The organism is Carnobacterium sp. TMP28 (assembly GCF_047553015.1).
GTDB lineage: Bacteria > Bacillota > Bacilli > Lactobacillales > Carnobacteriaceae > Carnobacterium_A.
The window spans coordinates 1,867,429-1,891,530 of sequence record NZ_CP180212.1 but is presented as its reverse complement, the minus strand read 5'-3'; the positions used below and the strand labels follow the sequence as shown (position 1 = coordinate 1,891,530).

At 33.8% G+C, this 24,102-nt stretch carries 22 protein-coding genes; 20 read left to right on the top strand and 2 right to left on the bottom strand.

Annotated elements, in window-relative coordinates; translation table 11 throughout:
- Positions 1 to 65 precede the first annotated feature (65 nt).
- From ACMHYH_RS09055 to ACMHYH_RS08960, 20 genes are all read left to right on the top strand, one after another.
- Positions 66 to 929 (top strand): bifunctional 5,10-methylenetetrahydrofolate dehydrogenase/5,10-methenyltetrahydrofolate cyclohydrolase, encoded by an 864-nt coding sequence (locus ACMHYH_RS09055; RefSeq protein WP_414839080.1) that lies wholly within the window; start codon positions 66 to 68, stop codon positions 927 to 929.
- Positions 930 to 956: 27 nt separating this feature from the next.
- Positions 957 to 1,745, top strand: a complete 789-nt coding sequence (locus ACMHYH_RS09050; protein ID WP_414839079.1) for a formate/nitrite transporter family protein — start codon at positions 957 to 959, stop codon at positions 1,743 to 1,745.
- 85 nt (positions 1,746 to 1,830) lie between these two features.
- Positions 1,831 to 2,370, top strand: a complete 540-nt coding sequence (locus ACMHYH_RS09045; protein ID WP_414839078.1) for a folate family ECF transporter S component — start codon at positions 1,831 to 1,833, stop codon at positions 2,368 to 2,370.
- A 42-nt stretch (positions 2,371 to 2,412) separates the two neighbouring features.
- Complete coding sequence (locus ACMHYH_RS09040) at positions 2,413 to 3,774, top strand: bifunctional folylpolyglutamate synthase/dihydrofolate synthase (protein WP_414839077.1); 1,362 nt, start codon at positions 2,413 to 2,415, stop codon at positions 3,772 to 3,774.
- A 57-nt stretch (positions 3,775 to 3,831) separates the two neighbouring features.
- Positions 3,832 to 4,809, top strand: coding sequence for a glutamate formimidoyltransferase (gene ftcD / locus ACMHYH_RS09035; protein WP_414839076.1), 978 nt, complete (start codon positions 3,832 to 3,834; stop codon positions 4,807 to 4,809).
- A gap of 78 nt (positions 4,810 to 4,887) precedes the next feature.
- Complete coding sequence (locus tag ACMHYH_RS09030) at positions 4,888 to 5,802, top strand: TSUP family transporter (protein ID WP_414839075.1); 915 nt, start codon at positions 4,888 to 4,890, stop codon at positions 5,800 to 5,802.
- Positions 5,803 to 5,853: 51 nt separating this feature from the next.
- Positions 5,854 to 6,480 carry a cyclodeaminase/cyclohydrolase family protein gene (locus ACMHYH_RS09025; protein WP_414839074.1) on the top strand — a complete coding sequence of 209 codons (627 nt, stop codon included), beginning with the start codon at positions 5,854 to 5,856 and terminating at the stop codon, positions 6,478 to 6,480.
- A gap of 39 nt (positions 6,481 to 6,519) precedes the next feature.
- Complete coding sequence (locus ACMHYH_RS09020; RefSeq protein ID WP_414839073.1) at positions 6,520 to 8,196, top strand: formate--tetrahydrofolate ligase; 1,677 nt, start codon at positions 6,520 to 6,522, stop codon at positions 8,194 to 8,196.
- A gap of 280 nt (positions 8,197 to 8,476) precedes the next feature.
- The gene (locus ACMHYH_RS09015; RefSeq protein WP_414839072.1) at positions 8,477 to 8,743 is read left to right on the top strand and encodes a YkvA family protein; all 267 of its coding nucleotides are present in this window, start codon (positions 8,477 to 8,479) and stop codon (positions 8,741 to 8,743) included.
- Between the two features lie 288 nt (positions 8,744 to 9,031).
- Positions 9,032 to 10,117, top strand: coding sequence for a DUF871 domain-containing protein (locus tag ACMHYH_RS09010; RefSeq protein WP_414839071.1), 1,086 nt, complete (start codon positions 9,032 to 9,034; stop codon positions 10,115 to 10,117).
- A 240-nt stretch (positions 10,118 to 10,357) separates the two neighbouring features.
- The gene (locus ACMHYH_RS09005; RefSeq protein ID WP_414839070.1) at positions 10,358 to 11,251 is read left to right on the top strand and encodes a metallophosphoesterase; all 894 of its coding nucleotides are present in this window, start codon (positions 10,358 to 10,360) and stop codon (positions 11,249 to 11,251) included.
- Positions 11,252 to 11,490: 239 nt separating this feature from the next.
- Positions 11,491 to 12,423, top strand: coding sequence for an ATP-binding cassette domain-containing protein (locus ACMHYH_RS09000; RefSeq protein ID WP_414839069.1), 933 nt, complete (start codon positions 11,491 to 11,493; stop codon positions 12,421 to 12,423).
- Positions 12,420 to 13,244 carry an ABC transporter permease gene (locus tag ACMHYH_RS08995; protein ID WP_414839068.1) on the top strand — a complete coding sequence of 275 codons (825 nt, stop codon included), beginning with the start codon at positions 12,420 to 12,422 and terminating at the stop codon, positions 13,242 to 13,244. Before ACMHYH_RS09000 ends, ACMHYH_RS08995 begins: the two co-directional genes overlap by 4 nt.
- A 260-nt stretch (positions 13,245 to 13,504) precedes the next feature.
- Positions 13,505 to 14,599 (top strand): diguanylate cyclase domain-containing protein, encoded by a 1,095-nt coding sequence (locus ACMHYH_RS08990; protein ID WP_414839067.1) that lies wholly within the window; start codon positions 13,505 to 13,507, stop codon positions 14,597 to 14,599.
- A 176-nt stretch (positions 14,600 to 14,775) separates the two neighbouring features.
- Positions 14,776 to 15,411: a helix-turn-helix transcriptional regulator gene (locus ACMHYH_RS08985; RefSeq protein WP_414839066.1), complete on the top strand. Its 636-nt coding sequence runs from the start codon at positions 14,776 to 14,778 to the stop codon at positions 15,409 to 15,411.
- Between the two features lie 9 nt (positions 15,412 to 15,420).
- Positions 15,421 to 16,245, top strand: coding sequence for a pyruvate, water dikinase regulatory protein (locus ACMHYH_RS08980; RefSeq protein ID WP_414839065.1), 825 nt, complete (start codon positions 15,421 to 15,423; stop codon positions 16,243 to 16,245).
- Positions 16,246 to 16,374: 129 nt separating this feature from the next.
- On the top strand, positions 16,375 to 17,481 hold the full coding sequence (locus tag ACMHYH_RS08975; RefSeq protein ID WP_414838910.1) for an IS4 family transposase: 1,107 nt from the start codon (positions 16,375 to 16,377) through the stop codon (positions 17,479 to 17,481).
- A 1,110-nt stretch (positions 17,482 to 18,591) separates the two neighbouring features.
- Positions 18,592 to 19,083, top strand: a complete 492-nt coding sequence (locus ACMHYH_RS08970) for an LURP-one-related/scramblase family protein (protein ID WP_414839064.1) — start codon at positions 18,592 to 18,594, stop codon at positions 19,081 to 19,083.
- A 434-nt stretch (positions 19,084 to 19,517) separates the two neighbouring features.
- Positions 19,518 to 21,158: a peptide ABC transporter substrate-binding protein gene (locus ACMHYH_RS08965; RefSeq protein ID WP_414839063.1), complete on the top strand. Its 1,641-nt coding sequence runs from the start codon at positions 19,518 to 19,520 to the stop codon at positions 21,156 to 21,158.
- Positions 21,159 to 21,429: 271 nt separating this feature from the next.
- Positions 21,430 to 22,080: an HAD family hydrolase gene (locus ACMHYH_RS08960; RefSeq protein WP_414839062.1), complete on the top strand. Its 651-nt coding sequence runs from the start codon at positions 21,430 to 21,432 to the stop codon at positions 22,078 to 22,080.
- 202 nt (positions 22,081 to 22,282) lie between these two features.
- Here the strand turns inward: ACMHYH_RS08960 and ACMHYH_RS08955 are convergent, their stop codons facing one another.
- Both ACMHYH_RS08955 and ACMHYH_RS08950 read right to left on the bottom strand, forming a co-directional pair.
- The gene (locus ACMHYH_RS08955) at positions 22,283 to 23,734 is read right to left on the bottom strand and encodes a PTS galactitol transporter subunit IIC (RefSeq protein ID WP_414839061.1); all 1,452 of its coding nucleotides are present in this window, start codon (positions 23,732 to 23,734) and stop codon (positions 22,283 to 22,285) included.
- A gap of 28 nt (positions 23,735 to 23,762) precedes the next feature.
- Entirely contained in the window at positions 23,763 to 24,068 is a 306-nt protein-coding gene (locus tag ACMHYH_RS08950) for a PTS sugar transporter subunit IIB (RefSeq protein WP_414839060.1), read from the bottom strand.
- Positions 24,069 to 24,102 lie beyond the last annotated feature (34 nt).

Genomic DNA, 24,102 nt, shown 5'->3' with positions numbered 1-24,102 from the left:
GTTTTTTAGATGCTTCATGGATAGAATGAGGGCAACAAATGAATCAATGAAAGCAGGTAGATAGAATGGCTATCATTATGGATGGAGAAGTTGTTTCAACCTCATTATTAAAAGCGATGCTAGCTGATCGAGATAGTTTGAGAATAAGAAGGATTAGACCGACAGTAGAAATCATTAGAGTTGGCAAAAAAAAAGACGCACTTGCATATGAAACAGCAATAAAAAAAATGTTTAAAAAAATAGAGATTCGTTGTTTGGTCTCAGCTTATCCTGAGGAAGTTTCGCAGGATAAGTTAGTCATGGAAATTAAAAAGAAAAACGAAGACAATCGAATTCATGGCATCTTAATTTTACGACCATTGCCAGAACAATTAGATGAATACTTGATTGGCAAATGCCTTGATCCAACTAAAGATAGCGACGGGATGACGCCTTATAACTTAGGGAATAGTATTCTTGAAAACAACTCCTCGCATCTTCCTTGTACACCAATCGCCGTCTTAGAAATGCTTTCTTATTATCAAATAAAACTAGTCGGACAGAGAGTACTAGTGATAGGACAGAGTGCAGCGGTAGGAAAGCCGTTGACTGTCTTATTATTAAATCGAGGAGCAACAGTAACAACTGCTAACATCTATACAAAAGATTTGAAAAAAAGTTGCTTAGAAGCAGATGTGATCATTTCTGCTACTGGTAAAAAAGGGTTAATTAAAAAAGAATATGTTCCTAAAGGATGTGTTGTGATTGACGTGGGTATCTCTGTAGATGCAAAAGGCAATGTCAGTGGAGATGTTTGTTTTGATGACGTCAAAGAGCAATGCAGTTATATCACACCAGTACCTGGGGGAATAGGATTAATAACGACAACCGTGCTAGCAAGAAATGTCTTATCTACTGCGTTAAATGAAAGCAATAAACAAGTAGTATGACTGGATAAAAAAGGAGGAAACAAAAAAATGAGTGATTTTAATCCGCAAGAAATTGCACAGATAACGATAGATAAGGGACTAGCTAAAACAAAAACACCAGTAGGAAAAGAAAGTTTATTAGCCTTTGTAGGAGGGGCCTTTATTTCTATCGGTTACTTAGCGTATATCCGTATTACAGGTACAATGCCAGCTGAATGGGGCGGGTTGAGTACCTTTATCGGAGCTTCAGTCTTTCCAATAGGTCTGATTCTTATCTTATTAGGAGGAGGAGAGTTACTAACGGGTAATATGATGGTTGTAAGTATGGCTTACATCAATAAAAAAATTTCTTTTTTCGATATGATAAAGAACTGGGGAATTGTAGCCTTTTTTAATTTATGTGGTGCCCTTTTTGTCGCTTACTTTTTCGGTCATATACTTGGTTTGACAGAGGGAGTTGTCTTAGAAAAAACCATTGCCGTGGCACAAGCTAAAGTCGGAGATTCATTTTTTGTAGCATTTGTTTCGGGAATAGGCTGCAATTGGTTGGTTGGGATGTCTGTTTGGTTGTGTTATGGAACGAAAAGTTTTTCCGGTAAAATTTTGGCTATCTGGTTTCCTGTAATGGTTTTCGTTTTAATTGGTTTTCAACACGTTGTAGCTAATTTCTTTATTATTCCAGCAGCTATTTTTGCTGGCTCGCTATCATGGATTGAGTTTATTCGAAATATTATTCCTGTATTTTTAGGGAATGCTGTAGGTGGAAGTGTTTTTGTTAGCTTGTTCTATTCAATAGCGTACATGAAAAAAACAGCAAAAGTTAAAGAAAAAAGGTAGTCAAAAGAGTTAGCCGTTCAATCCGTTTTATCTTCTAAATTAGAAAAATAAACTAAAAAATTAACTAACGAAAAGGGGTAGCATCATGATCACGCAAAAAGAGTTAATCAAACAAAATGAGAAACCATATTCTTCTACACAAAAATTAACGATGACCGCTATGTTCATTGCTTTAAACATTGTCTTGAATCAATTAACTATTCCAATCGGAACAACCATAGAAATAGGCTTTGCATTTTTACCTATAGCTATAATGGCTTATCTGTTCGGGCCCATGCGTGCAGGCGGCGCAGCGATATTTGCCGATATTCTTGGCTTTTTCTTGAGACCAAACGGCTTTTTCTTTCCAGGATTTACATTAAATATGGGAATAGCCGCTGCAATTTACGGAATCTTTTTGTATAAGAAGCCTGTTACCCTTAAACGTGTCGCGATCACCGTATTGGTTGTCGATATTATCGTTAGTTTGATTTTAACACCTATCTGGTTAAATATCATGTATCAAACCAATCTATTTGCTATTCCACGTGTGATTAAAACCATGATTCTTTATCCAATTAATGTAGGGCTATTGTATTCAAACTTAACTTTTGTTCATCAATTTTTTGGTAAAAAGAACAGATAATTCGTTCATCGCAAACAACTGGATAAAAAGGAGAGAAAGAAAATGGTAGAGACATATACTGAAGCCCTGGATTGGATTCATGGACGTACTCATTTTGGTGTTCGACCTGGTCTATCACGCGTAAGCTATTTATTGAAGCAACTAGGTAATCCGCAAGATCAATTGAAAATAATTCATGTTGCAGGTACAAATGGAAAAGGATCAACTGTAACGTATTTACAAGAATTATTTTTAGCTAAAAAAATGAAAGTAGGAACGTATACTTCCCCATATATTGTGGTATTTAATGAACGCATTAGTATTAATGGTAAACCTATTTCAAATGAAGAGTTGATTCAACTAGTCAACAAAGTTCAACCAATTGTTCAGAGAATGGATGAAACAACAACAGAGTTACAAGGTATAACCGAGTTTGAAGTGATTACGGCGATGATGTTTGATTACTTTTTAACAGAAAATGTAGAAGTAGCAGTGATTGAAGTTGGTTTAGGAGGCTTATTGGATTGTACGAATGTCATTCATACACCTGTCGTCTCCGGTATAACAACGATTGGGTTAGATCATATAGATATTTTAGGAAATACAGTAGAAGAAATTGCTAGACAAAAAGCAGGAATTATAAAAAAAAATTGCCCTGTCGTAACTGGTAATATTTCTCCAGCAGCGATGACTGTTATTCAAAAAATCGCAAAAGAAAAAAAAGCGATTCTTTATCGGTTGAATGAGGAGTACCATGTTCAAGGAGAGAATCATTTTGGTGATTTTATTTTTAGAAATCAACTAGCTTCATTAGATTCGCTTCATACCCCTCTAATGGGAAGACATCAAGTAGATAACGCAGCTCTTGCTATTCAACTTTTCCAGGTTTATATGATTCAAGAGAAATTAACGTACACTAAGGAACTTATTCAAGAAGGGCTAGAAAGAGCGTTTATTGCAGGAAGAATGGAAACGATATCAGACAATCCACTCATTATTATAGATGGAGCACATAATGTTCCAGCTGTTCAAAAATTAAAAGAGACTATTCACTCAACAGTGATTGAAACTAATGTTGATATAAAAAGAATAAACATACTTTTTGCAGCAATTGATACGAAAGATAGTCTAGGCATGATTAGTATTCTAGAAGATATCCCAAATAGTGAACTTATTTTGACTTCTTTCCAAAATGATAAGGCTTGCTCTGTTGGCGAACTAGTGACTTTATCTGGTTTAACCCATCGAGTTTACTCTGATTGGCAAGAAGCGATGACACATATAGTAGTTGGAATGAAGGCAGACGAAGCTTTAGTGATTACTGGATCATTGTACTTTATTTCTGATGTGCGTAAAAAACTAATTGAAACGCCAATCGTGTCTATAGAAAAAAAGATAAAACAATTAGCAATAGACGTTTTGTAGACGCTTACATTATATAGTTAGGGCAGTAAAAAAATAGAACTTTAGGAGGAAATAATAATGAGTAAGAAACATGTATTGTGTGTCCCAAACTTTAGTGATGGTAAAAATATGGAAGGAATCAACGCAGCAGTAGAAGCAGTTAAAAACGTACCAACTGTCAAAATTGTAGCTGTTGAGCCAGAAGCAAACTTCAATAGAACTGTGTTAACGTATATCTGTGATCCAGAATATTGTGAAGAGTCTATGTTAAAATTAGCTGAGCAATTATATAAATTTATTAATATGGAAACTCAAAAAGGCGACCATCCTCGTATTGGTGCACTAGATACAATGCCAGTCTTCCCATTAGGAGAAATGACAGTAGAAGAAACAACTGAACTAGCAGAAAAATTAGGCCAGTCCTTACATGATCATTTCGGCGTTCCTGTTTATTTTTCTGGTCAAAATGCACGAACTGAATATAAAAAATCAAATACAAACATTCGCCGTGGACAATATGAAGGGTTGAAAGCTATTTTAGAAGACAAAGAAAATGAAAAATATGACGAAAGAAAACCAGATTTAAGTGTTAACGGAGAATTAGATGCTAAGATGGGCGCATGTACGGTTAGTTCAGATCTTGAAGGATTAACAGCCTATAACGTCTACGTGGAGTCAGAAGATGTTAGTATTTCTAAGAAAATTGCTAAACGAGTGAAGAGTGCTGAACATGGCTGGGCTTCTATCAAGAGTGTTGGCTTCAAAGATGAAGGACATCCAGGAACAGCTGTCTCAATGAATGTATTTGATGCTAGTGAAACACCATTGGCTATGTTGAGTGAATGGGTAAATGTTGAAGCTGAAAAAGATGGAACAAAAGTAATCAGCACTGGTTTAGTTGGACCGGTTAAATTAAAGTATATTGCAGAAGCAGCTCAACACTATGGTCATGAGTTTGATGGCAAAGATTACGACGGTATGATCAAAGTGTTAGAAGATAAAATGGGCTTAGAAGGTTTCAAAAAAGAATCAATTATTGAATACCACTTAGACTAAATATCCTCAAAAGGGCGGTAATAAAACTATCCGCCCTTTATTTTTAAAAAATACTCTTCTTAGAGAGGAACGAAGACAATGGAAATAAAAATTATACTGGGCTTATTGGTTCTTTTAACCATTTACTTTTTAATCATTTTTATCCAGGATTACAGACAAGCTAAAAAAGAAGGCAAACTAGAAGAAGGAAGCAACTTTGTTACTTTTTCTGTACTAGGATTTATCGCAAACTTTTTTGATACATTAGGTATTGGTAGTTTTGCAACATCAACATCTGTTTTCAAAATTGGCAAGTTGATGCCTGATAAGATGATACCAGGAACACTAAACGTTGCAACAACCACTTCAGTTGTAATGGAAGCACTTATATTCATGACGCTTGTTAAAGTAGATATCTTAACGTTAGTTCTAATGATTGGTTTTTCAATGTTAGGTGCTTATTTTGGGGCAAGTATTGTTTCAAAATTACCTGAAGTAAAAATTCAATTTGCCATGGGTGTTGCTCTAGTCATTGTAGCCTTTTTAATGCTAGCTGGATTCTTAAATATCTTCCCAATGGGAGGAGCTGCAATTGGATTAAGAGGCATTAAATTAGTTATTGGCTGTACAGTTTGTTTTATCTTAGGAATTACAAACTGTGTTGGTATAGGTATGTACGCACCAATTATGGCTTTAGCATTCGCTATCGGGTTATCTCCATTAGTTGCTTTCCCACTAATGATGGGTTCAACAGCATTCTTGCAGCCAGTTGCTTCTGCTAAATTTATTAAAGAAGGTATGTATCACCGTAAAGCTTCACTAGCTTATAGTATCTTTGGAGTGCTAGGTGTCTTAGTAGCCGCCTTTATTGTGAAATCATTGCCTATTAACGTCTTGAAAATATTAGTATTCGTTGTTGTTATCTATACAGCTCTTATGATGTTTAGATCAGCTAGTAAGAACATGAAAGAGAAAGCTAATTCAAAAAATCAAGAAGCTAGTGCAACAGAATAAAAACGATAAATAAATAAGCTAAAAATAAAAACAAACTATAGGAGGATTATCATGCAACTTGTCGACTTAACCATTACAGAATTTATTGGAAAATTAGGATCAAATGAACCAGCTCCAGGAGGTGGCTCAGCATCTGCATTAGTAGCAGGCGTTGGAGCAGCACTAACTCGTATGGTAGCAGAATTAACAATTGGCAAACCAAAGTATGCAGAGTATAATGATGAAATGGAACATGTTCTTGAAGAAATGAAAGTTGTTAACACAAATCTATTAGAATGTATTGATCGAGACACTGAAGCATTTAACCAAGTATCCGCGGTATTCGACTTACCAAAACAAACAGATGAAGACAAGCAAAAGCGTCGTGAAGCGATGCAGACAGCTTTAAAATATGCAACAGAGATTCCTTTTGAAACAATGGAATTTATTTTAGAAGGAATTCACTTAACAGCTAAAGCAGTTGGTAAATCAAATACGAACGCAGCTAGTGATTTAGGCGTAGCAGCATTAACGATGAAAGCAGGCTTATGTGGTGCATGGTTAAATGTTTGTATTAACTTGAGTGGTGTAAAAGATGAAGCATTTAAAAACGAGTACACAACTAGAGGAAAAGCTATTTTAGCAGAAGGTATCAAGATAGCAGACGATATCTATGAGGAAATTGAAAAATCACTCTAATTGATTAAAAGACACACTATTCTATAGGGGGCAGTATAAATGACTTTTTTAACAGATATTGAAATTGCAAAAAAAAATACAATGAAGCCAATTACTGAAGTGGCAGAAAAATTAGGTATCCAAGCAGATTCATTGGATATGTATGGGAAATATAAAGCGAAATTAGATATCAACGAACTAGAGAGACTAAAAGATCAGCCAAATGGTAAATTGATCTTAGTGACAGCAATCACACCGACTGCAGCTGGAGAAGGCAAAACAACGACGTCTGTTGGACTAGCTGATGCTTTAAATAAACAAGGAGAAAAAGTAATGGTTGCTTTAAGAGAACCCTCACTTGGACCTGTGTTTGGCGTAAAAGGTGGAGCCGCTGGTGGTGGTTATGCACAGGTTGTACCAATGGAAGACATCAACTTACACTTTACTGGCGATTTCCATGCTATTGGAGCAGCCAACAACTTATTGGCTGCTTTAATAGACAATCATATTTTTCATGGCAATGTACTAGATATTGATAGCAGACGAATCACATGGAAGCGCGTTGTTGATATGAATGACCGCCAATTGCGTCATGTTGTTGACGGTCTAAACGGTAAAATGAATGGGGTTCCAAGAGAAGATGGTTACGATATTACTGTAGCTTCAGAAATTATGGCGATTCTTTGCTTAGCGGATAGCTTAGCTGATTTGAAAACTAGAATTAAGCGAGTGGTTATTGGCTATTCAAGAACAGGCAAACAAGTTACCGCTGGTGAGTTGAAAGCTGAAGGCGCAATGACAGCTTTATTGAAAGATGCTATCCGTCCTAATATCGTCCAAACGCTAGAGCATACACCGGCTATTATTCACGGTGGACCATTTGCGAATATTGCTCATGGGTGTAACAGTGTTATTGCAACGAGAACAGCTCTAAAATATGCTGATTATGTTGTGACCGAAGCAGGATTTGGTGCTGATTTAGGCGCTGAAAAATTTATCGATATTAAATGTAGAAATGCTAATTTAAGACCAGATGCTGTAGTGTTAGTTGCAACAATTCGTGCATTGAAGATGCATGGCGGCGTAAAAAAACAACAACTATCAGAAGAAAATATCCAAGCAGTAGAAGCTGGATTACCAAATATGTTAAAACATATCAGTAATATGCGTGATGTATTTGGCTTGCCACTAGTTGTTTCAATCAATAAATTCCCAACAGACACACAAGCAGAAGTTGATGTTGTTATGAAAGCTTGCCAAGAAATCAATGTACCAGCAGTCTTATCTGATGTATGGGCAAAAGGTGGCGAAGGCGGTTTAGAAATGGCTGACGCTGTTAAAAAATTAGTGAACGAAGAAAATAACTTCAAATTTGCTTATGAGTCAGAAGATACAATTGAAGAAAAACTACACAAACTGGTTACAAAAGTTTATGGTGGCGATGGAGTGGAATACTCAGCAGAAGCTAAAAAAGAAATGAAAGTATTAACTGAAAATGGCTACGGTCATTTACCTTTATGTGTGGCTAAGACACAATATTCTTTCTCAGATAATAAAAATTTATTGGGTAGTCCAGAAGGATTTATCCTTACTATTAAGAATTTAAAGGTATCAGCTGGTGCTGGATTTATCGTAGCATTGACAGGTGCTATAATGACAATGCCTGGTTTACCAAAAATTCCTGCATCTGAAAATATTGACGTAGACGAAGCTGGTGAGATTACAGGACTTTTCTAAACAAATTGATAAAAATAAGAGGGTAAAGGAGTTCGTTCCTTTTACCCTCTTATTTTTTATGTGACATCGTGATAGCTAGTTTGATATGAAACTATCCTACTTTAGGCCGATTGATTAGTTGTATTTATTTATTATACTTAAGCTAGTAAAAAGAAAAATTGACTGCTATAAAAACTAAGAAATACAGTTTACGACCTCTATTCATATGGAAGAATCTGTTTCTAAAATAAGAAAAGTTTTATAATTGATCTCTTAAACTAACGACTAAAGGATGATGAAAATGCAAACGAATCAAAAACAAAAGAAAAATCCCGTACTCCAAATAAAACAAGTGATCCATTCTTTTTTTAATAAGGAAATAAGGAATAAAAATAAAGTAATGGCAGCAGTAATAGTGATGTATATCATTAGTCCGTTTGATTTTATTCCAGACTTTATTCCTTTAGCCGGCTATGCTGATGATGTCATTCTCCCTATTTTATTATTAATTGTTGATAACTTACTTTTAGAAAAAAATAAGTCAGCAAAAAAACAAACAACCAAGTAGAGAAAATAGAATCATGCAAAGAAGAATATGCTCTAAGTCCATTCTCTTCAAATTGAAAAAAAGTGTTTACTGATTTTAAGTAGAGACAACGAATAGTTAGTTGAAATAGAAAGATAGATCCAAGAATAAGTAAAGTATTCAGCTAACAGACCAGAACAATCGAGTTCTAAAACAGAAAGAAAATACAAAAGTTTTTTTATTAGCAAATAGAATCCATTATTTCTCTTTACAATTGATAAGAAAACGCTTAACATTGTTTAGTAGAAGAATGAATAATGGAGGGTCAAAATGAAGAATATAGGTATTTCTATTTATCCAGCAAAAAGTACATTTGAAAGCGATAAGAACTATTTAGACTTAGCAAGTAAATACGGTTTTACGCGTGTTTTTATGAGCCTGTTAGAGATTGAAGGCGATACGACAGAAGTCGTTGAAAAGTTCAAGAAAGTAATAGATTACGCCGATTCAGTAGGTATCGAGACTGTTTTAGATATTAACCCTAATTTATTTGGTCAACTTGGTGTTAGTTACACAGACTTAAGCTTTTTTAAACAACTCGGTGCAGGTGTTATTCGTTTAGATTTAGGCTTCACTGGAGCAGAAGAAGCAACGATGACAGAGAATTCAGAAAAATTAAAAATAGAAGTAAATATGAGTGGTGGGACAAATTATATCGATAATGTGATGAGCAATCGGCCGAATCGAGACTATCTAACGGCCTCTCACAACTTTTATCCACAACGTTATTCAGGTTTATCTCAAGAACATTTTGAACGAACAACGGCACAATTTAATCAGTACCGTTTGCATACTGCTGCATTCGTAACTGCTGAAAACGGTAAACTTGGTCCTTGGCCAGTACAACAAGGTTTATGTACATTGGAAGAACACCGGTATGTATCTATTCATACGCAAGCAACGCATTATAAATTGATGGATTCTATTGATGATTTATTAATTGGGAATGCGTATGCAACGGAAGCAGAATTAAAGGCACTAGCAGAAGCTTATTTAGGATCTTATCCACAATTAAAAATGGTCTTCAATGAACATGCAACGGATTTAGAAAAGAAAGTTATTTTAGAAGAAGTTCATTCTTATCGCGGGGATATCTCTGCATATATGATTCGTTCATCTATGACAAGAGTTCACTATAAAAATGAAAACTTTCCAGCACATCAAACAGACGCTATTAAAAAAGGCGATATATTAATTTGTAACAATGATTTTGGACAGTACAAAGGAGAAACGCAAATTGCCTTAAACGATATGGAAAATGATGGAACGCGTAATATTATTGGTCATATCCAAGAAGAAGCACTTTTCCTGTTGGATTATCTAATGCCTTCCGCTAACTTCATGCTTTCATTATAGAAAAAACAGTAGCAGCAATAAAATTAAGAAACAGAGCAACAGGAAATTAAATAAGAATAAACCATCCTTTCTTAACGCCTAAAAAACGAAAAGAAGGGATGTTTATTCTATAAAGGTAAAAATTCATTTTATTAGAACGTATGAAATAGCTTATCGTTTTTACAATAAGTAGAGATAACGTATACTAAGAGTAATAGAGTGAAGAAATTAGTTTATACCTAACGTAAAAGAGGTGAAAGTATGTTTACCGATAGACGCCTAACAGAGGCTTACAAAAATGCTAGAGTAGAATACTTTGATGAAACATCGAAATACATCTTTTTTAGTGATGTTCATAGAGGAAATGGAAGTATGTCGGATGAATTTGCTCGAAATAGAAATATTTATCATCATGCACTAAACTATTATTATAAAAATGGATTTACCTATGTTGAAGCAGGTGATGGTGATGAATTGTTAGAGTACTCAGACTTTAAATACACAAAAAATGCCCATCGTGAAGTATTCGATGTCATTAAAGATTTTTTTGATGAAGGACGATTGATACGGTTATATGGCAACCATGATTTATTATTAAAGAATAAAAAGTATGTTGAAGAAAATTACTATACGAACTACGATGAATACAATGAAGTTTTTTTTGATTTTCTTAAGGGTTTAAAACCAATAGAAGCCTTAGTATTAAGAAACTTAGAAACGGGGCAAGAAATTTTTACAGTACATGGTCACCAAGGAGATGCACCTAATGATCAATTTGCATTTTTCACAAAGCTTTCTATCAGGTATTTTTGGAGATTTTTACATGGATTCGGAATAAGAAATCCATCAAGTCCTGTAAAGAATGTGACAAAGCGGCATAAAATCGAAAAAAATTTTAATAAATGGATTAAGAAAAATAAAATGGCATTAATTTGCGGACACACCCATCGGTTCAAGTTTCCTAAAAGTGAAGAACTTCCTTATTTTAATTCAGGTTGTTGTGTTTATCCAACGATTATCACATGTATTGAATTAACTGAAGGACAAATACAATTGGTTCGATGGAAAATTAAAGTGAATTCTGAAGGTGTGCTAGCAATTGGGCGAGACATCATGCGAGGACCTGAGCCAATTGAATCGTTTGACATTAGGTAAAGAACCACTAAATGACTAAGAAGAATAAAAGGAAGAGTATGAACAATACGTAGGCTTATTTAGGTTGTTTTTTAAATGATGGCTATCTAATCTGGTCTAAGCTTTTATTCTTGACATCATTATTTGACGTCTTTATACTAATGCTTAAAGTTACAGGTAAGTAAACCAACGAGCTAATGTTAGTCAATTAGTTCGTTGGTTTACTCTCTTTGTTAAAGAGAACAAAAGGAGGGGAAAAGATGAAACCCATTATAGAAGTTAAAAATTATACTAAAAAATATGGTGACTTTACGGCAGTTGATGACGTTTCTTTTAGTGTGAAAGAAGGAAGTATTTTCGCTTTTCTTGGACCAAACGGAGCTGGGAAAAGCACAACAATCAATACGCTAGTTACGATGATGGAAAAAACATCTGGTACATTGATAATCGATGGAAAAGACGTTTCAACTGAAAAAGATGAAGTAAGAAAAGCCATTGGGGTCGTCTTTCAAACTCAAACATTAGATGAAAAAATGACGGTTACTGAAAATCTAAATATGCACTGTGTTTTTTATGGAGTCCCTAAAAGTGAAGTTAAGGAACGTATTCATTTTGTATTAGACTTAGTTGATTTATTGGATTGGAAAGACAAAAGTGTGTCGAATCTATCTGGTGGGATGAAAAGACGAGTTGAAATTGCTCGTGCGCTTTTGCATTATCCAAAAGTGTTGTTCTTAGATGAGCCAACAAGTGGTCTAGATCCTCAGACGCGAAATAAAATGTGGGAATATATTACAAGACTACAAAAAGAAAAAAATATTACAATTTTTCTAACAACACACTACATGGATGAAGCAGAAATCTGTGACCATGTCGCAATTATGGATAATGGAAAAATTATGGTAGACGATACACCTGCAAATTTAAAGCGTCGTTACACAAAAGATAAAGCAACTTTGCAAGTTGAAAATCCAGCTCTATTTGAAGAAACATTAATAAAAGAAAAATTTTCGTTTGAAAAAAAGAAAAATATCTTTCATATAGTTGTTGACATAGAGGACATTCAACAGTTCTTAGATGTGATTCAACCATTTAAAAACGAAATAAAAGATTTAGAAATTAAAAAAGGAACATTGAATGATGTCTTTTTAGAGATTACAGGTAAAGAAATAAGAGAGGAGGCGTCAGAATGAGAACTATATCAGCACTTTGGCTAAGAAATTTACGTGGCTTTGTACGAGATAGAGTTAAGCTAGTTACCTCGTTAGTTATTCCATTTTTCTTCCTATATGTTTTTAGTTCCATTTTTAAAACAGATCAAGTAGAAGATCCTACAGCCTTTTTACTAGCCGGTATCATTGTTGCAACGGTTTTTCAAACGTCATTAAATATCGCTACATCTACAATTGATGATACTGTTTCAGGTTTTATGAAAGAAATATTAGTTAGCCCGACTAGTCGGTTTAAAGTAGCCTTAGGACAGATAGTGTCGGCCGCTACAATTGCAACAGCTCAAGGGATTCTTATCTTAATTATTGGTTTTTTCACAGGATTGAGATTTAATAACTGGGAAACGATCATTTATGTTTTATTTGCATTGATGTTGGTTGGTTTAGTCTTTTCAGGATTAGGACTATTTTTGGCCTCTATGGTAAAAAGTGCTTCTACATTTCAAGTTGTGCAACAAGCAGTAGTCTTACCGTTTACATTTTTATCAGGAGCTTATATCCCAATAGATTTCTTGCCAAAGGTGCTAAAATTTGTTTCTTATTTTAATCCAATGACTTACACAACGGCTTTCTTCAGAACAATCATGTTAGAAAAAGGTGGATTACCTCAAGGTGATTTATTAAAATTAGGTTTAGCATTTGATTTAAATGGTTTTATTATAACACCGTGGATGAGCGGGGGGATTATTGCTATTTTTGGGACATTATTTTTATATTTAGCAACAAACTCATTTGTTAGAGCAGACTTTAATAAAATTTCTCGTAATCCATTAGCTCGAAAATAAAACAATTAAACAGATTAAAAATAATGCTCCAGCTTTTTATGGAGGATTATTTTTTTTGAACCAATTGAGACTATAGAAATAAGTTAGAATAAGATGAGGATGAGATTAAAGTTGGCTAAACAATAGAGTATACATACTTATCGTTTAGAAAATTAGTCGTTATAATTAAATAACTGTAGTACAATAGGAGTAATATACTTCTTATGATGGCTCAAAAAAAGGAGATAAAAAAAGGAAATAAATAGAAGGAGTAGGTGCTAATGGTATCAATTTATGAAGGCTTTTTTCTAAATCTTTGTGTACTGATTGCCTCACTATTTGTTTATAAACAACTAGTTAGAAATATTTCTGAAAGTTATGAAAATAAGTATTCATCAATTATTAGTGGTTCACTAGGTGGTTTACTAGGTATTATTTTGATGCATTTTAGTATTGTAACAGGAGTAAATTCAATTATTGACCTTCGAGTTATCCCTTTGATGTTAACCATTCTCTACAATGGATGGCTGTCATCATCTATAACAGCTATTGTCATTATTATTTCTAGATTCATGATAGGTGTAAACAGCCAATCTCTTTCCAATGTTGTCTTTATCTTGCTCTCGTGGGCGATTTTTTATTTTTGTTCTAAAAAAATAAAAAATCGTTGGACCTCTGTCGTTGTTATGCTAAGTTTAAGTAACGCAGTTTATACGTTATTGACAATACTTGTTCCATCAACAACAAGTATTAATTATATTTTATTAGTGAATTACTGGACGGTTTCCATCTTAGGAGGATTAGTTGCCGTTTATATAATGGATTATTTAACCAAAAGTGAATTTTTATTTAAGCAACATAAAAGTTTTGCTTTTACTGATCCGTTAACAGGTTTAAATAATGTTCGTAGTTTCGATAGAGCCTTTAATCGAGCAAAAAAGAGACAAGATAAAAGTATTGCTATTATGATTTTAGATATTGATCGCTTTAAACAAGTGAATGATACGTACGGACATTTAGAAGGAGACGTAGTGCTAAGGAAATTGGCAGCTATTTTAAAAATGAGCCAAGGCCCAGAAGATATTGTTTCTAGGAATGGTGGGGAAGAATTTTCAATTTTAATTCATAATTGTACAAAATCAGAAGCTTATGAAAAAGCAGAATCGATAAGAAAAATAGTTGAAAATTCATTTTTTATAATAAAGAACGGAACAATGTCTCTTCATATTACTATTTCTGTTGGCATGACCATTTATAGCGATACGACAAAAGAAATCGACCACCTATATGCCCACGCCGATCAAGCTCTTTATGAAGCAAAAAAGAGTGGCAGAAACAAAGTTTGTTTTTATTCAGGAGATAATCCCTTAAGTTAAAAGAAAGTGAAGTTAGGACAAGTTATTTTATCTTAGCTTCTTATTTTTTTGTAAAAATAGAATGAAAAAGACCGATTGAAAATGACACTAGTTAAAAGATAGAATCCAGGTTGACAATCTCTCTATTGTGACATACTATATAGTTATTAAGACACACTATATGAAGGAGCTAGGCAATGGACTTAAGTGAACGACAAAAAAAAATTATTGATATTGTAAAAGAAAAGGAACCTATTACAGGTGAAAAAATAGCGGCATTACTAGGATTCTCACGTTCAACATTGCGACCGGATTTATCTCTTTTAACCTTGAGTGAATTAGTGATAGCAAAACCTAAAGTTGGCTATTTTTATAATGCTCATAAAGTAGAGCCCTTTATTATAAAGGATATAAAAGAAAAAAAGGTAGAAGACGTTATGAGTGTTCCAGTGATAGTGACTTCCGATACATCTATTCAAGATACAGTAATTAAAATGTTTCTAGAAGATGTAGGCTCAGTTTATATTACAGAAAACCAGCAACTTGTAGGACTTGTTTCTAGAAAGGACTTATTAAAAACAGTGATTGGAAAAATGACTGTTGAAGAAATCCCTGTTAGTATGGCTATGACAAGAGTACCCAATGTCGCTTATGTGTTTGGTACGGATTCTGTTGAAGTTGCTACAAAAAAATTGTTAGAGCATGAAGTTGACAGTCTTCCAGTTATTGAATCTACTAATGAAGATAAAATAAACCAGTTAAAAATAGTTGGGAAATTTTCAAAAACAGTCATTAGTCGTTTATTTTTAGCGATTATAAAAAATGACAGATAGGGGGATAATATGAAACCTGTAGCAATTTACCTTATTTCTGATTCAATTGGAGAGACAGGTGAACAAGTGATACACTCAATTCTTTCTCAGTATTCTATCGAAGTTGAGGAAATTAAAAAATTTACTCACGTAGTAACTAAAAAAACAGTAGAAAAAATACTAACTAATGTATCTGAAGAAGAAAATACGGTTATTTTTTATACATTAGTCCAACAAGAATTGAGACAATACATCAAAGAGTTTTCTGGAAAAAATGCTATTTTTTTAGTAGATTTATTAGGTGACGGTCTGACTGCAATAGAACAAGCAACCTCTTTGAAACCTCTAGGAGAACCAGGTATCATTAGGAAAATGGATCAAGAGTACTTTAAACGGATTGAAGCCATTGAATTTTCTGTTCGATACGACGATGGCAAAGATCCAAGAGGGATACTAAAAGCAGATTTAGTTATCCTAGGAATATCAAGGACCTCTAAAACACCTTTATCCATGTATTTAGCTAATAAAAATATACGTGTTGCTAATGTCCCACTTTTCCCTGAATCTGAACCACCTAAAGAAATTTATCAAATTTCGCCTTCTAAAATTATTGGTTTGACGAATACTCCTGAAAAATTAAATGGTATTAGAAAAGAACGATTAAAAAATTTAGGCTTACCTTCTAATGCTAGTTATGCGGAAATGAACCGTATTTTAGAAGAGCTAGAATACGCCGATAAGATTATGAAGAGAATTGGTTGTTTGGTTATTGATGTTTCTGACAATGCTATAGAAGAAACAGCTAACTTGATTGTTGATTATGTAAAGAAAATGGATGCTTCTTTTAATAAATGAAAAAGGTCACTAGTGTTGCATGAAACATTGTATGTTTCACAAATTTGTTTATATTATTCCAATATGCAAAAAGGTCCTTTATACTGAACTCAGATGACTCATCCAAGACCAATAAAAAGGACCAAACTCATGGATAAGTATAAAACAAATTCTGCTTTTAATAAATGGTTTTCTTCGATTAAGCTAGATTTTTTACCAAGCTCTATTCAAAAAAAGATTGTTGACTTTGATAAATATCATAAGAAACTTAGTTTCTCTCAAGCTCTTCAACTTTTTCTTCATGGAATCAATGACGAAAAAGAAAGTCTTAGAGAGATGAATGCGGCTTTTGTTTCGAAAGAACTTCAAAAAGAAATGGGCATGACTAGTATCAGTTATTCCCAGCTTTCTAGAACTCTATCAAAAATAGATTCAGAGATTCTTTTAGCTATTTTTAGTCAGCTAGTTAGTCAGGCTAAAAATAAAAGGCCCGTAACGAAAAGAAATAGTCTCTATCTAATTGATTCTTCGACGTTTTCACTTAATCAAAATCTTTATCAATGGGCTGATTTTCGTAAAACAACATCAGGAGTTAAGCTTCACTTAAAGCTCTGCTTTATGGATAATGACCATCTTTACCCAGATGAATTTACACTAACTAACGCCGTCGAGCACGATACAAATCAGTTAGAAGTATTGGTTAATCAACCTGAAGCGACTTATGTGTTTGATCGCGGTTACCTTGATTTTGAACGATTAGATACGATGCACTCGCAGGGCTACTTCTTTGTGACAAGAATCAAAAAGAATACAAAAGTTCATGTTTTAGAACCCTTAGTAGCTTCCAAGAGTGAGTCCGTTATCAGCGACCAAATGGTCGCATTAGGTGCTCAGAACCATCTAACGTCCAGATTTCGTTTAGTAACCGTTCAAGATAAAAAGGGGAAAACTCTCCAGTTTATTACCAATCGTTTTGACTGCTCCTCTACTGACATTGCAGAAATGTATAAAGCACGTTGGCAAATAGAGCTGTTCTTCAAGCATATTAAACAACATATGACGATTAAAAAGTTTTTTTCAAGAAGTGAAAAAGGAGTTGTCAATCAGCTGATTTTAGCCATGATTGCCAGTTTATTAACCTATTTGATTAAGTTAAAAACAAAAAGTAACCAGTCTGTTTTCCAAATCAAACGATTTTTTCGTTATCTGTTATTTCAACCGGCAGAAGAATGGTTTAATCTTTTGATACCGACTTAGATCCTTAAAGAAAGGGTGTCCGTTGGTAATGGAATCAGTTGAATAAGCAAAATTTTCTGGAAATAGTCATCTTTCGCGTAAGCATTCCCTTTTTTTGCCTTTTTTCAGAAAAATAAGAAATGAGGTTAATCAAGCTATGTTTATGCAACACTAGTGGAAAAAGGTATAAAAATTATTTTAGTCAGATAGAAAACGCCTTCTGAGGATGTTTCTGTGAGGATGAAAATAGAAAGAGAAATCTTACTAGCTAGAGCAGGAGTGACTTCTCATGTTTCAATAGTCGTTCAAAATAAAAACGATAGCTATTCGAGTTAATTCAGAAGATGCAAAAAAGTGCTAGAGTTTAAAGCAAGAGGAATCGGTTTAATTAGAATAAATTATATGTTTTTAAAGAAGATAATATTTTTTCAGTTAGAGGAATCATGTTAGCTAGACCTGCTAAAGAATGAACAAAGTCGTTAGGCGAACTACTTCTTATATAAAAAAACGATTTTTACCAAATGTATCAGTTAACTCAGACGACAGTGCTGAGTGAAAAGGAATTAAAAAAGTATGTAAAGAAAAAAGTGAATCCTTGATTTACTGTATTTTTCTTTCTTTTTTTCATGTACCGATTGCTCGCTGAGTCGTTGCTTAAGTTGCTATCAAATACAATTAAATCAAAAAAGAATATCTAAAAAATTGTAATAAAGATATTTTCTACAAAAAATAATTAAGCACTATTTTTTCTTTGAAAAGCCAGAATAGTAGAAAAACAGAGTAGACTAGCCTATAGTCTACTCTGTTTTTAGTGATAAAAAACTATTTGGGAGAAAGAATCCGTATTTTAGTTACAGTTCTAAGCAAATACGAGTATACTTTAAACTAAAGAGAAAACACAGCTTGTTGTATAAGAACAAGGAGGTTAAAGGATAAAGAAGGGAAAAGAATGGGTATAGTTGCTTTGGAAAACAAAAAATGTATTGTCAAAATCGAATGCATAAAAGAACCAATAGTGTTTTTTCTTTTTTGTTAAGTGTCTGGTTGTGGTAGGTTTTAAGAAAAAGAACGATTCTTAATAAAAGATACATTCCTATTTAAAAACTATTTTCATGAGAAGGATGGGGCAAAATGAATTATTACATCAAACAAAAATTTTTTTCTTGGAAAGATACATTTTCAGTTAAAGATAGTCTGGGTCAAGATGTTTATTCAGTAGAAGGTGAACTGTTATCGTGGGGGAAAAAACTGCATGTAAAAGATAGTAATGGAAAAGAAGTCCTCTACATTGAACAACAACTGTTTAAATTTTTGCCAACTTATTCGTTATTTGTCGATGGGAAAGAACAAGCTAAAGTGACGAAAGATTTTACTTTTTTCAAACCATCTTACACGATTGAAGGGCCTTCTTGGCAAGTAGAAGGGTCTATTTGGGAACACAATTATCAAATAGTGACGAATCAAGGAATAATTGCAGATATTTCTAAAGAATGGCTGACATGGGGAGACACTTATGCTTTAGATATAAGGGATGAATCCCATACACTATTAGCTTTGGGTGTGATTATCGTAATTGATTGTGTTATAGCAAGCCAACAAAGCGCTGCAAATAGTGGATCGTAACAGAAAGAATACACGAAAAACTGATTAAACAGTCATGGCAATGACTGTTTAATCAAAGATAGTGTTGTTTTAAAAGATAGTTTCAAAGAAAATCAGATAAATTGACAAGGCAAAGTTGGATTGTTAAGGTTAGTGTACTCATAGATTAGTTCTGAGATAAACTATTAATCAAAAAAGTGGAAGCTAACTAGATACTATGAAGGAATATAGTATCGTCTCTGTTGCATGGAGGACTTAAGAGAACAATTAGCGTTTTTTAAAATAAAGTATGATGAAATGATTCTTTCTAGTCCAGTCATAGTAGAATATTCCCTATGTGCATGAGTGTTACTAACTCATGCATTTTTCAACCTTTTTATTAGATAGTAGATAAACTAATTTCAGTTACAATAAATGAAACGATCAACCAATACATTAAAAAGAGGAGTAAAAAAATGACCAAAAATAAAAAAATAAACTTGGTTGTATTTGCTGCAGTAACCGTAATTATAGGTGGTTGTGCAACGAATACAAGTAAAGAGAACACTGAAAAAGCCAAAGAAGACAGTCAAGTTCTTAATATAGCCGCAGATTCAGAAATGGATACAATGGATACGACTATTTCTACGACTAACTTTACAGCAATGAATAATGTCTTTGATGGATTGCTTTCTTATGATTTATCAGGCGAAATAGTACCCGCAGACTCAAAAGATATGCCAGAAATTTCAGAAGATGGGTTAACCTATACGTTTACTATTCGTGAAGATGCTAATTGGTCAAATGGAACCCCGGTCACAGCGGCTGATTATCAATTTGCTTGGCAAAGAATGGTTGATCCTGCTAATGGTTCTGGGTACGCTTATTTATTTTCAGGAATTATAAAAAATGCAGAAGCTATCTTAGCTAGCGAAAAGACCGTCGATGAACTAGGTATTGAAGCTGTAGGAGATAAACGAGTTAAAGTAACATTAGAACAACCTGTACCATACTTTATTAATTTATTAACTATTCCGCCTTATTTTCCGCAAAATGAAGCTTATGTGACTGAACAAAGTAAAAATTATGGATTAAGCGCTGAAACAACTATCTACAATGGACCATTTGTTTTATCAGATTGGACTGCAGCTGAAGGGAATTCTTGGAAGTATGTTAAAAATGATGGCTATTGGGATAAAGATACCGTTAAACTTGATGCAGTTAACGCTCAAGTTGTGAAAGAAATTGGAACAGGTATTAATTTATACGATTCGGGACAATTAGATACGTTTTCTTTATCAGGAAATTTTGTTCCTCAATACAAAAATGATGAAGATTTCAAGACAAAAGATAAGGCTTGGATTTATTACTTGGAACTAAACCAAGAAATACCTGAATTAGCCAACAAAAATATAAGAAAAGCATTAATGACAGCTATTGACCGCAAAAACTTTACGGACAATGTCTTACAAGATGGTTCTGAGCCTATCTATGGTCATGTTCCTAGAGGGCTAGCTAAACATCCTGAAACAACTGTTGATTTTCGTGAAGAAGCAGGAGATATAGCTGGTTTCGATGTTGAAAAAGCACAAGAAGCTTGGGAAGAAGGCTTGAAAGAGCTAGATAAAAAAGAAATAATGTTAGAGCTCACAACGTCTGATACTGAAGACAGTAAAAAATTAGCTGAATTTATTCAAAGCGAGTATCAAAAGAATTTACCAGGGTTAACCATTGAGATTCGACAAATGCCTGATAATTCTAGACTAGATAACGTTAAAAAAGGCGATTACCAAATGGCTACGACCTATTGGTCAGCAGACCTTGCAGATCCTATTAATTTTGTCGAACGTTTTAGTACAGAAATTAATCGTGGAAATTATTCATTTGAAGATGTAGATAAATGGATTGAAAAAAGTAACCAACAATATAATGACCTTTCAGCAAGATGGGAATCAATGATTCAAGCAGAGAAAGTTGCTCTAGGAGAACATTACGTAGATATACCCATCTATCAAACAGCTGAACCTTATCTTGAACAATCTTATGTAAAAGATATTTACCTACCCGTATTTGGTAGTACAAGCTATAAATATGCGTATCTAGATAAAGCTCAGTAAAAAGGATGTTTTCGTAAGAGATTAGTTATGGATACTATCTACCAAAAAAAATCCATTTATCTAGTGAAAAAAAAGTTGATTCAATGTTGTCTATCATCATGAATGTAGCCTGCCTATTCGTTAAGTTACTAGTCTCTATTTTCTAGAAGCCAATCACACAATAATCTTGAATGGCGTTCGCTTCATTGGAAAAGTTTGTTACAATGAAAGGAATGATAGAAAATAGTCCTATTAGATAACGTATAAAACAATGACTGAGGAGGAAACACAGATGATTAAGGCCGTTATTTTTGATATGGATGGTGTAATTGTTGATACAGAACCCATTTATTATGAAAGATTGCATGAATTTTTTAAAGTTAATGAGGTTCATCCTGATCTTGAAGAATTAGATAAAATTGCTGGAGCTAATTCAACAGATACATGGGATACTATCCAACGTATCTGGGGAAAGACGTTAAATAAACATGAGTATGATAAAGCTTATGAGGACTATTTTAAAGATCGACCGATTGATAGTAATGATATACTAGATTCTAATTTAAAAACGTTATTAGACTGGCTAGTAGAAAATAAGTACAAGATTGCTTTAGCTTCCTCTTCATCGATGACAGAAATCAAAAAGGTGTTAGAAGAGTGCAACTTGTCACATTACTTTGAGTCTATTTTAAGTGGAGACATGTTTAGACAATCTAAGCCCAATCCTGAGATTTATTTGAAATCTGCGGCTCAATTAGAAGTGAAACCAGCAGAATGTCTAGTTATTGAAGATTCTACTTATGGTATCATGGCTGCGAAAGATGCAGGTATGTATGTTTTAGCTAAAAGAGATGAGAGATTTAATTTTAAGCAAGACTTAGCAGATAAAATAATTAATCGTTTAACTGATGCGATAACAGAATTGCAAAAATTAACGAACTGATACACAAAAAGAAGATGCAAAGAATCCAAGATTGCTGGGATTCTCTGCAGCTTCTTTTATCTTCCATTACTTATACAAAAACGATTCAATCCAACAACTACTTAGTAAGTAGCAATAAAAGGTTGGATTCGTTAATGGGTAGTGACTAACAGAATGAGTCAAATAAAAAAGTAGTCCATATTGGACTACTTTTTTTTATTTTTTAAAGAGTGCCTTTTGCTGCAACCGGAGTAGGAGCAGAAGCATCTTCGTTTTCTTCAAGATAGATTCTATTTCGTACTTTCATTTTTCCTGCATACCAGATGAATAATATCAGGTATGCTGAAAGTGCGCCTACAGCGTAAACAACAGATTTAGCATTTGGATTGCTAACAGCTTTACCAATTAAAATAGCAACCATTCCTTCAACAGGACCTTCTTTAGTTGAGTGAGAGATCATTTGAGAAGATTCTAATCCAGATGGGAAAGCACCAACATTCTGTGCTGTATCTGTTACTAATGGTGCAATCATTGTACCTGACCATAAGAAGATTGGTAACATAAATACTCCAATAATAATCATTCTTAACATTTTACCACGACAAACGACTAACAAAGCAGGTGTTAGACCAATAGCGATGATTCCAGCAAGTGGAAGAATAGCGTTTCCTGGTAAAAATAGAGACATGATTAACAAGATAGGAGCTAGAACGTTAGCAGTTGCCCACATCTCAGCACGAGCGCCTAAGAAAGGCCAGTCAATTCCGATAAATAATTTGCGTCCAGGGAAACGTTTAGCCATAAAGTTTGTAATCCCTTGTGAAAGAGGCTCGACAGCTGAAATGAACCAAGAACCAACAATAGAGAATAATTCAAGAGAAACAGCACCCGTAAAGGCTAAAGCAAAGATTGCGGTAATAGATTGTTGGCCTAATAAACCAACAAAAACACCTAAGTATGAACCAATTGCGAATTTTGAACCCCAGAAGCCGATTTTTTTGTTCAACTCTGCAGCATTAAAGTCGTATTTATCAAGTTTATAAAAGAACTTATCAAAAATAGTATCGAATAACATGATAAGCGGATTTAACATAAAGTTCAAATGTGTAGTAGTAGTAGGATTTTGTTCTGGCATATTTAGCAGATCATTAAAAGTAGGTTTCATTAAATCGGAGTTGATAAATTTCAATACACCGATAAAGACTACGAATAAAGTTGCAACGAATAAATTATTAGAGAAGTATAAGATAATGATACCAAGCAATGCCGGGTGCCAGAAGTTAAAAATATCAACATCTAATGTATTCGTTTTATTTAAAGCAAGCATAACCATATTAATAATAACAAGAATTAATAGAAAGAAGAGTGTATAAGGAGATCCCCAAGTGATGGTCGCTAAAGGAGCCCAGCCAACGTCAGTAATAGATAGTTGAATTCCCGTGTTAGCCACGAAAGCTTGTAGAGATTTAGAAAAGGCTGAAGTTAAGATATTAATAACCATTCCCATTCCAGTTAGTGCAACGGCAAGTTTGATTCCGCCTTCAAGAGCTTTTGAAAATTTAACACCCATAATAAGTGCAAAAAGTGTTAAGAGAATTAACATCATTGGTGCAGACCCTAAATCAATTAAGGGTTGGAAAATCGTATTGGAAAATTTTACTATACCATCTAACATATCATTTTAGCCCCTTTTATATTCTATTTTATTGAAGATTATTGTCTTTAATGGTCTTTTCTAATTCATCGAATACAGGAATAGCCATTACTGGAATTCTATATAAAATTGGACCAGCTTCTACGATAGGAATAGGAATAGTAAAACCCAAATCGGGAGTAGAGATAGGTGTGAAGATATCGTACTTAGCCATCATTTCTTCATTGATATCCTTAACGACAACAGCATCTGCTTGTACATTGTAGCCTCTATTTGCCATTTCTGTTTCAATACTATCTTTAATTTGATGACTTGAGTTAACTCCTGCTCCACACGCTGCTAAAATTTTAATCATTATTTTTTCCTCCTAATATAGTCTATTTTTTTTA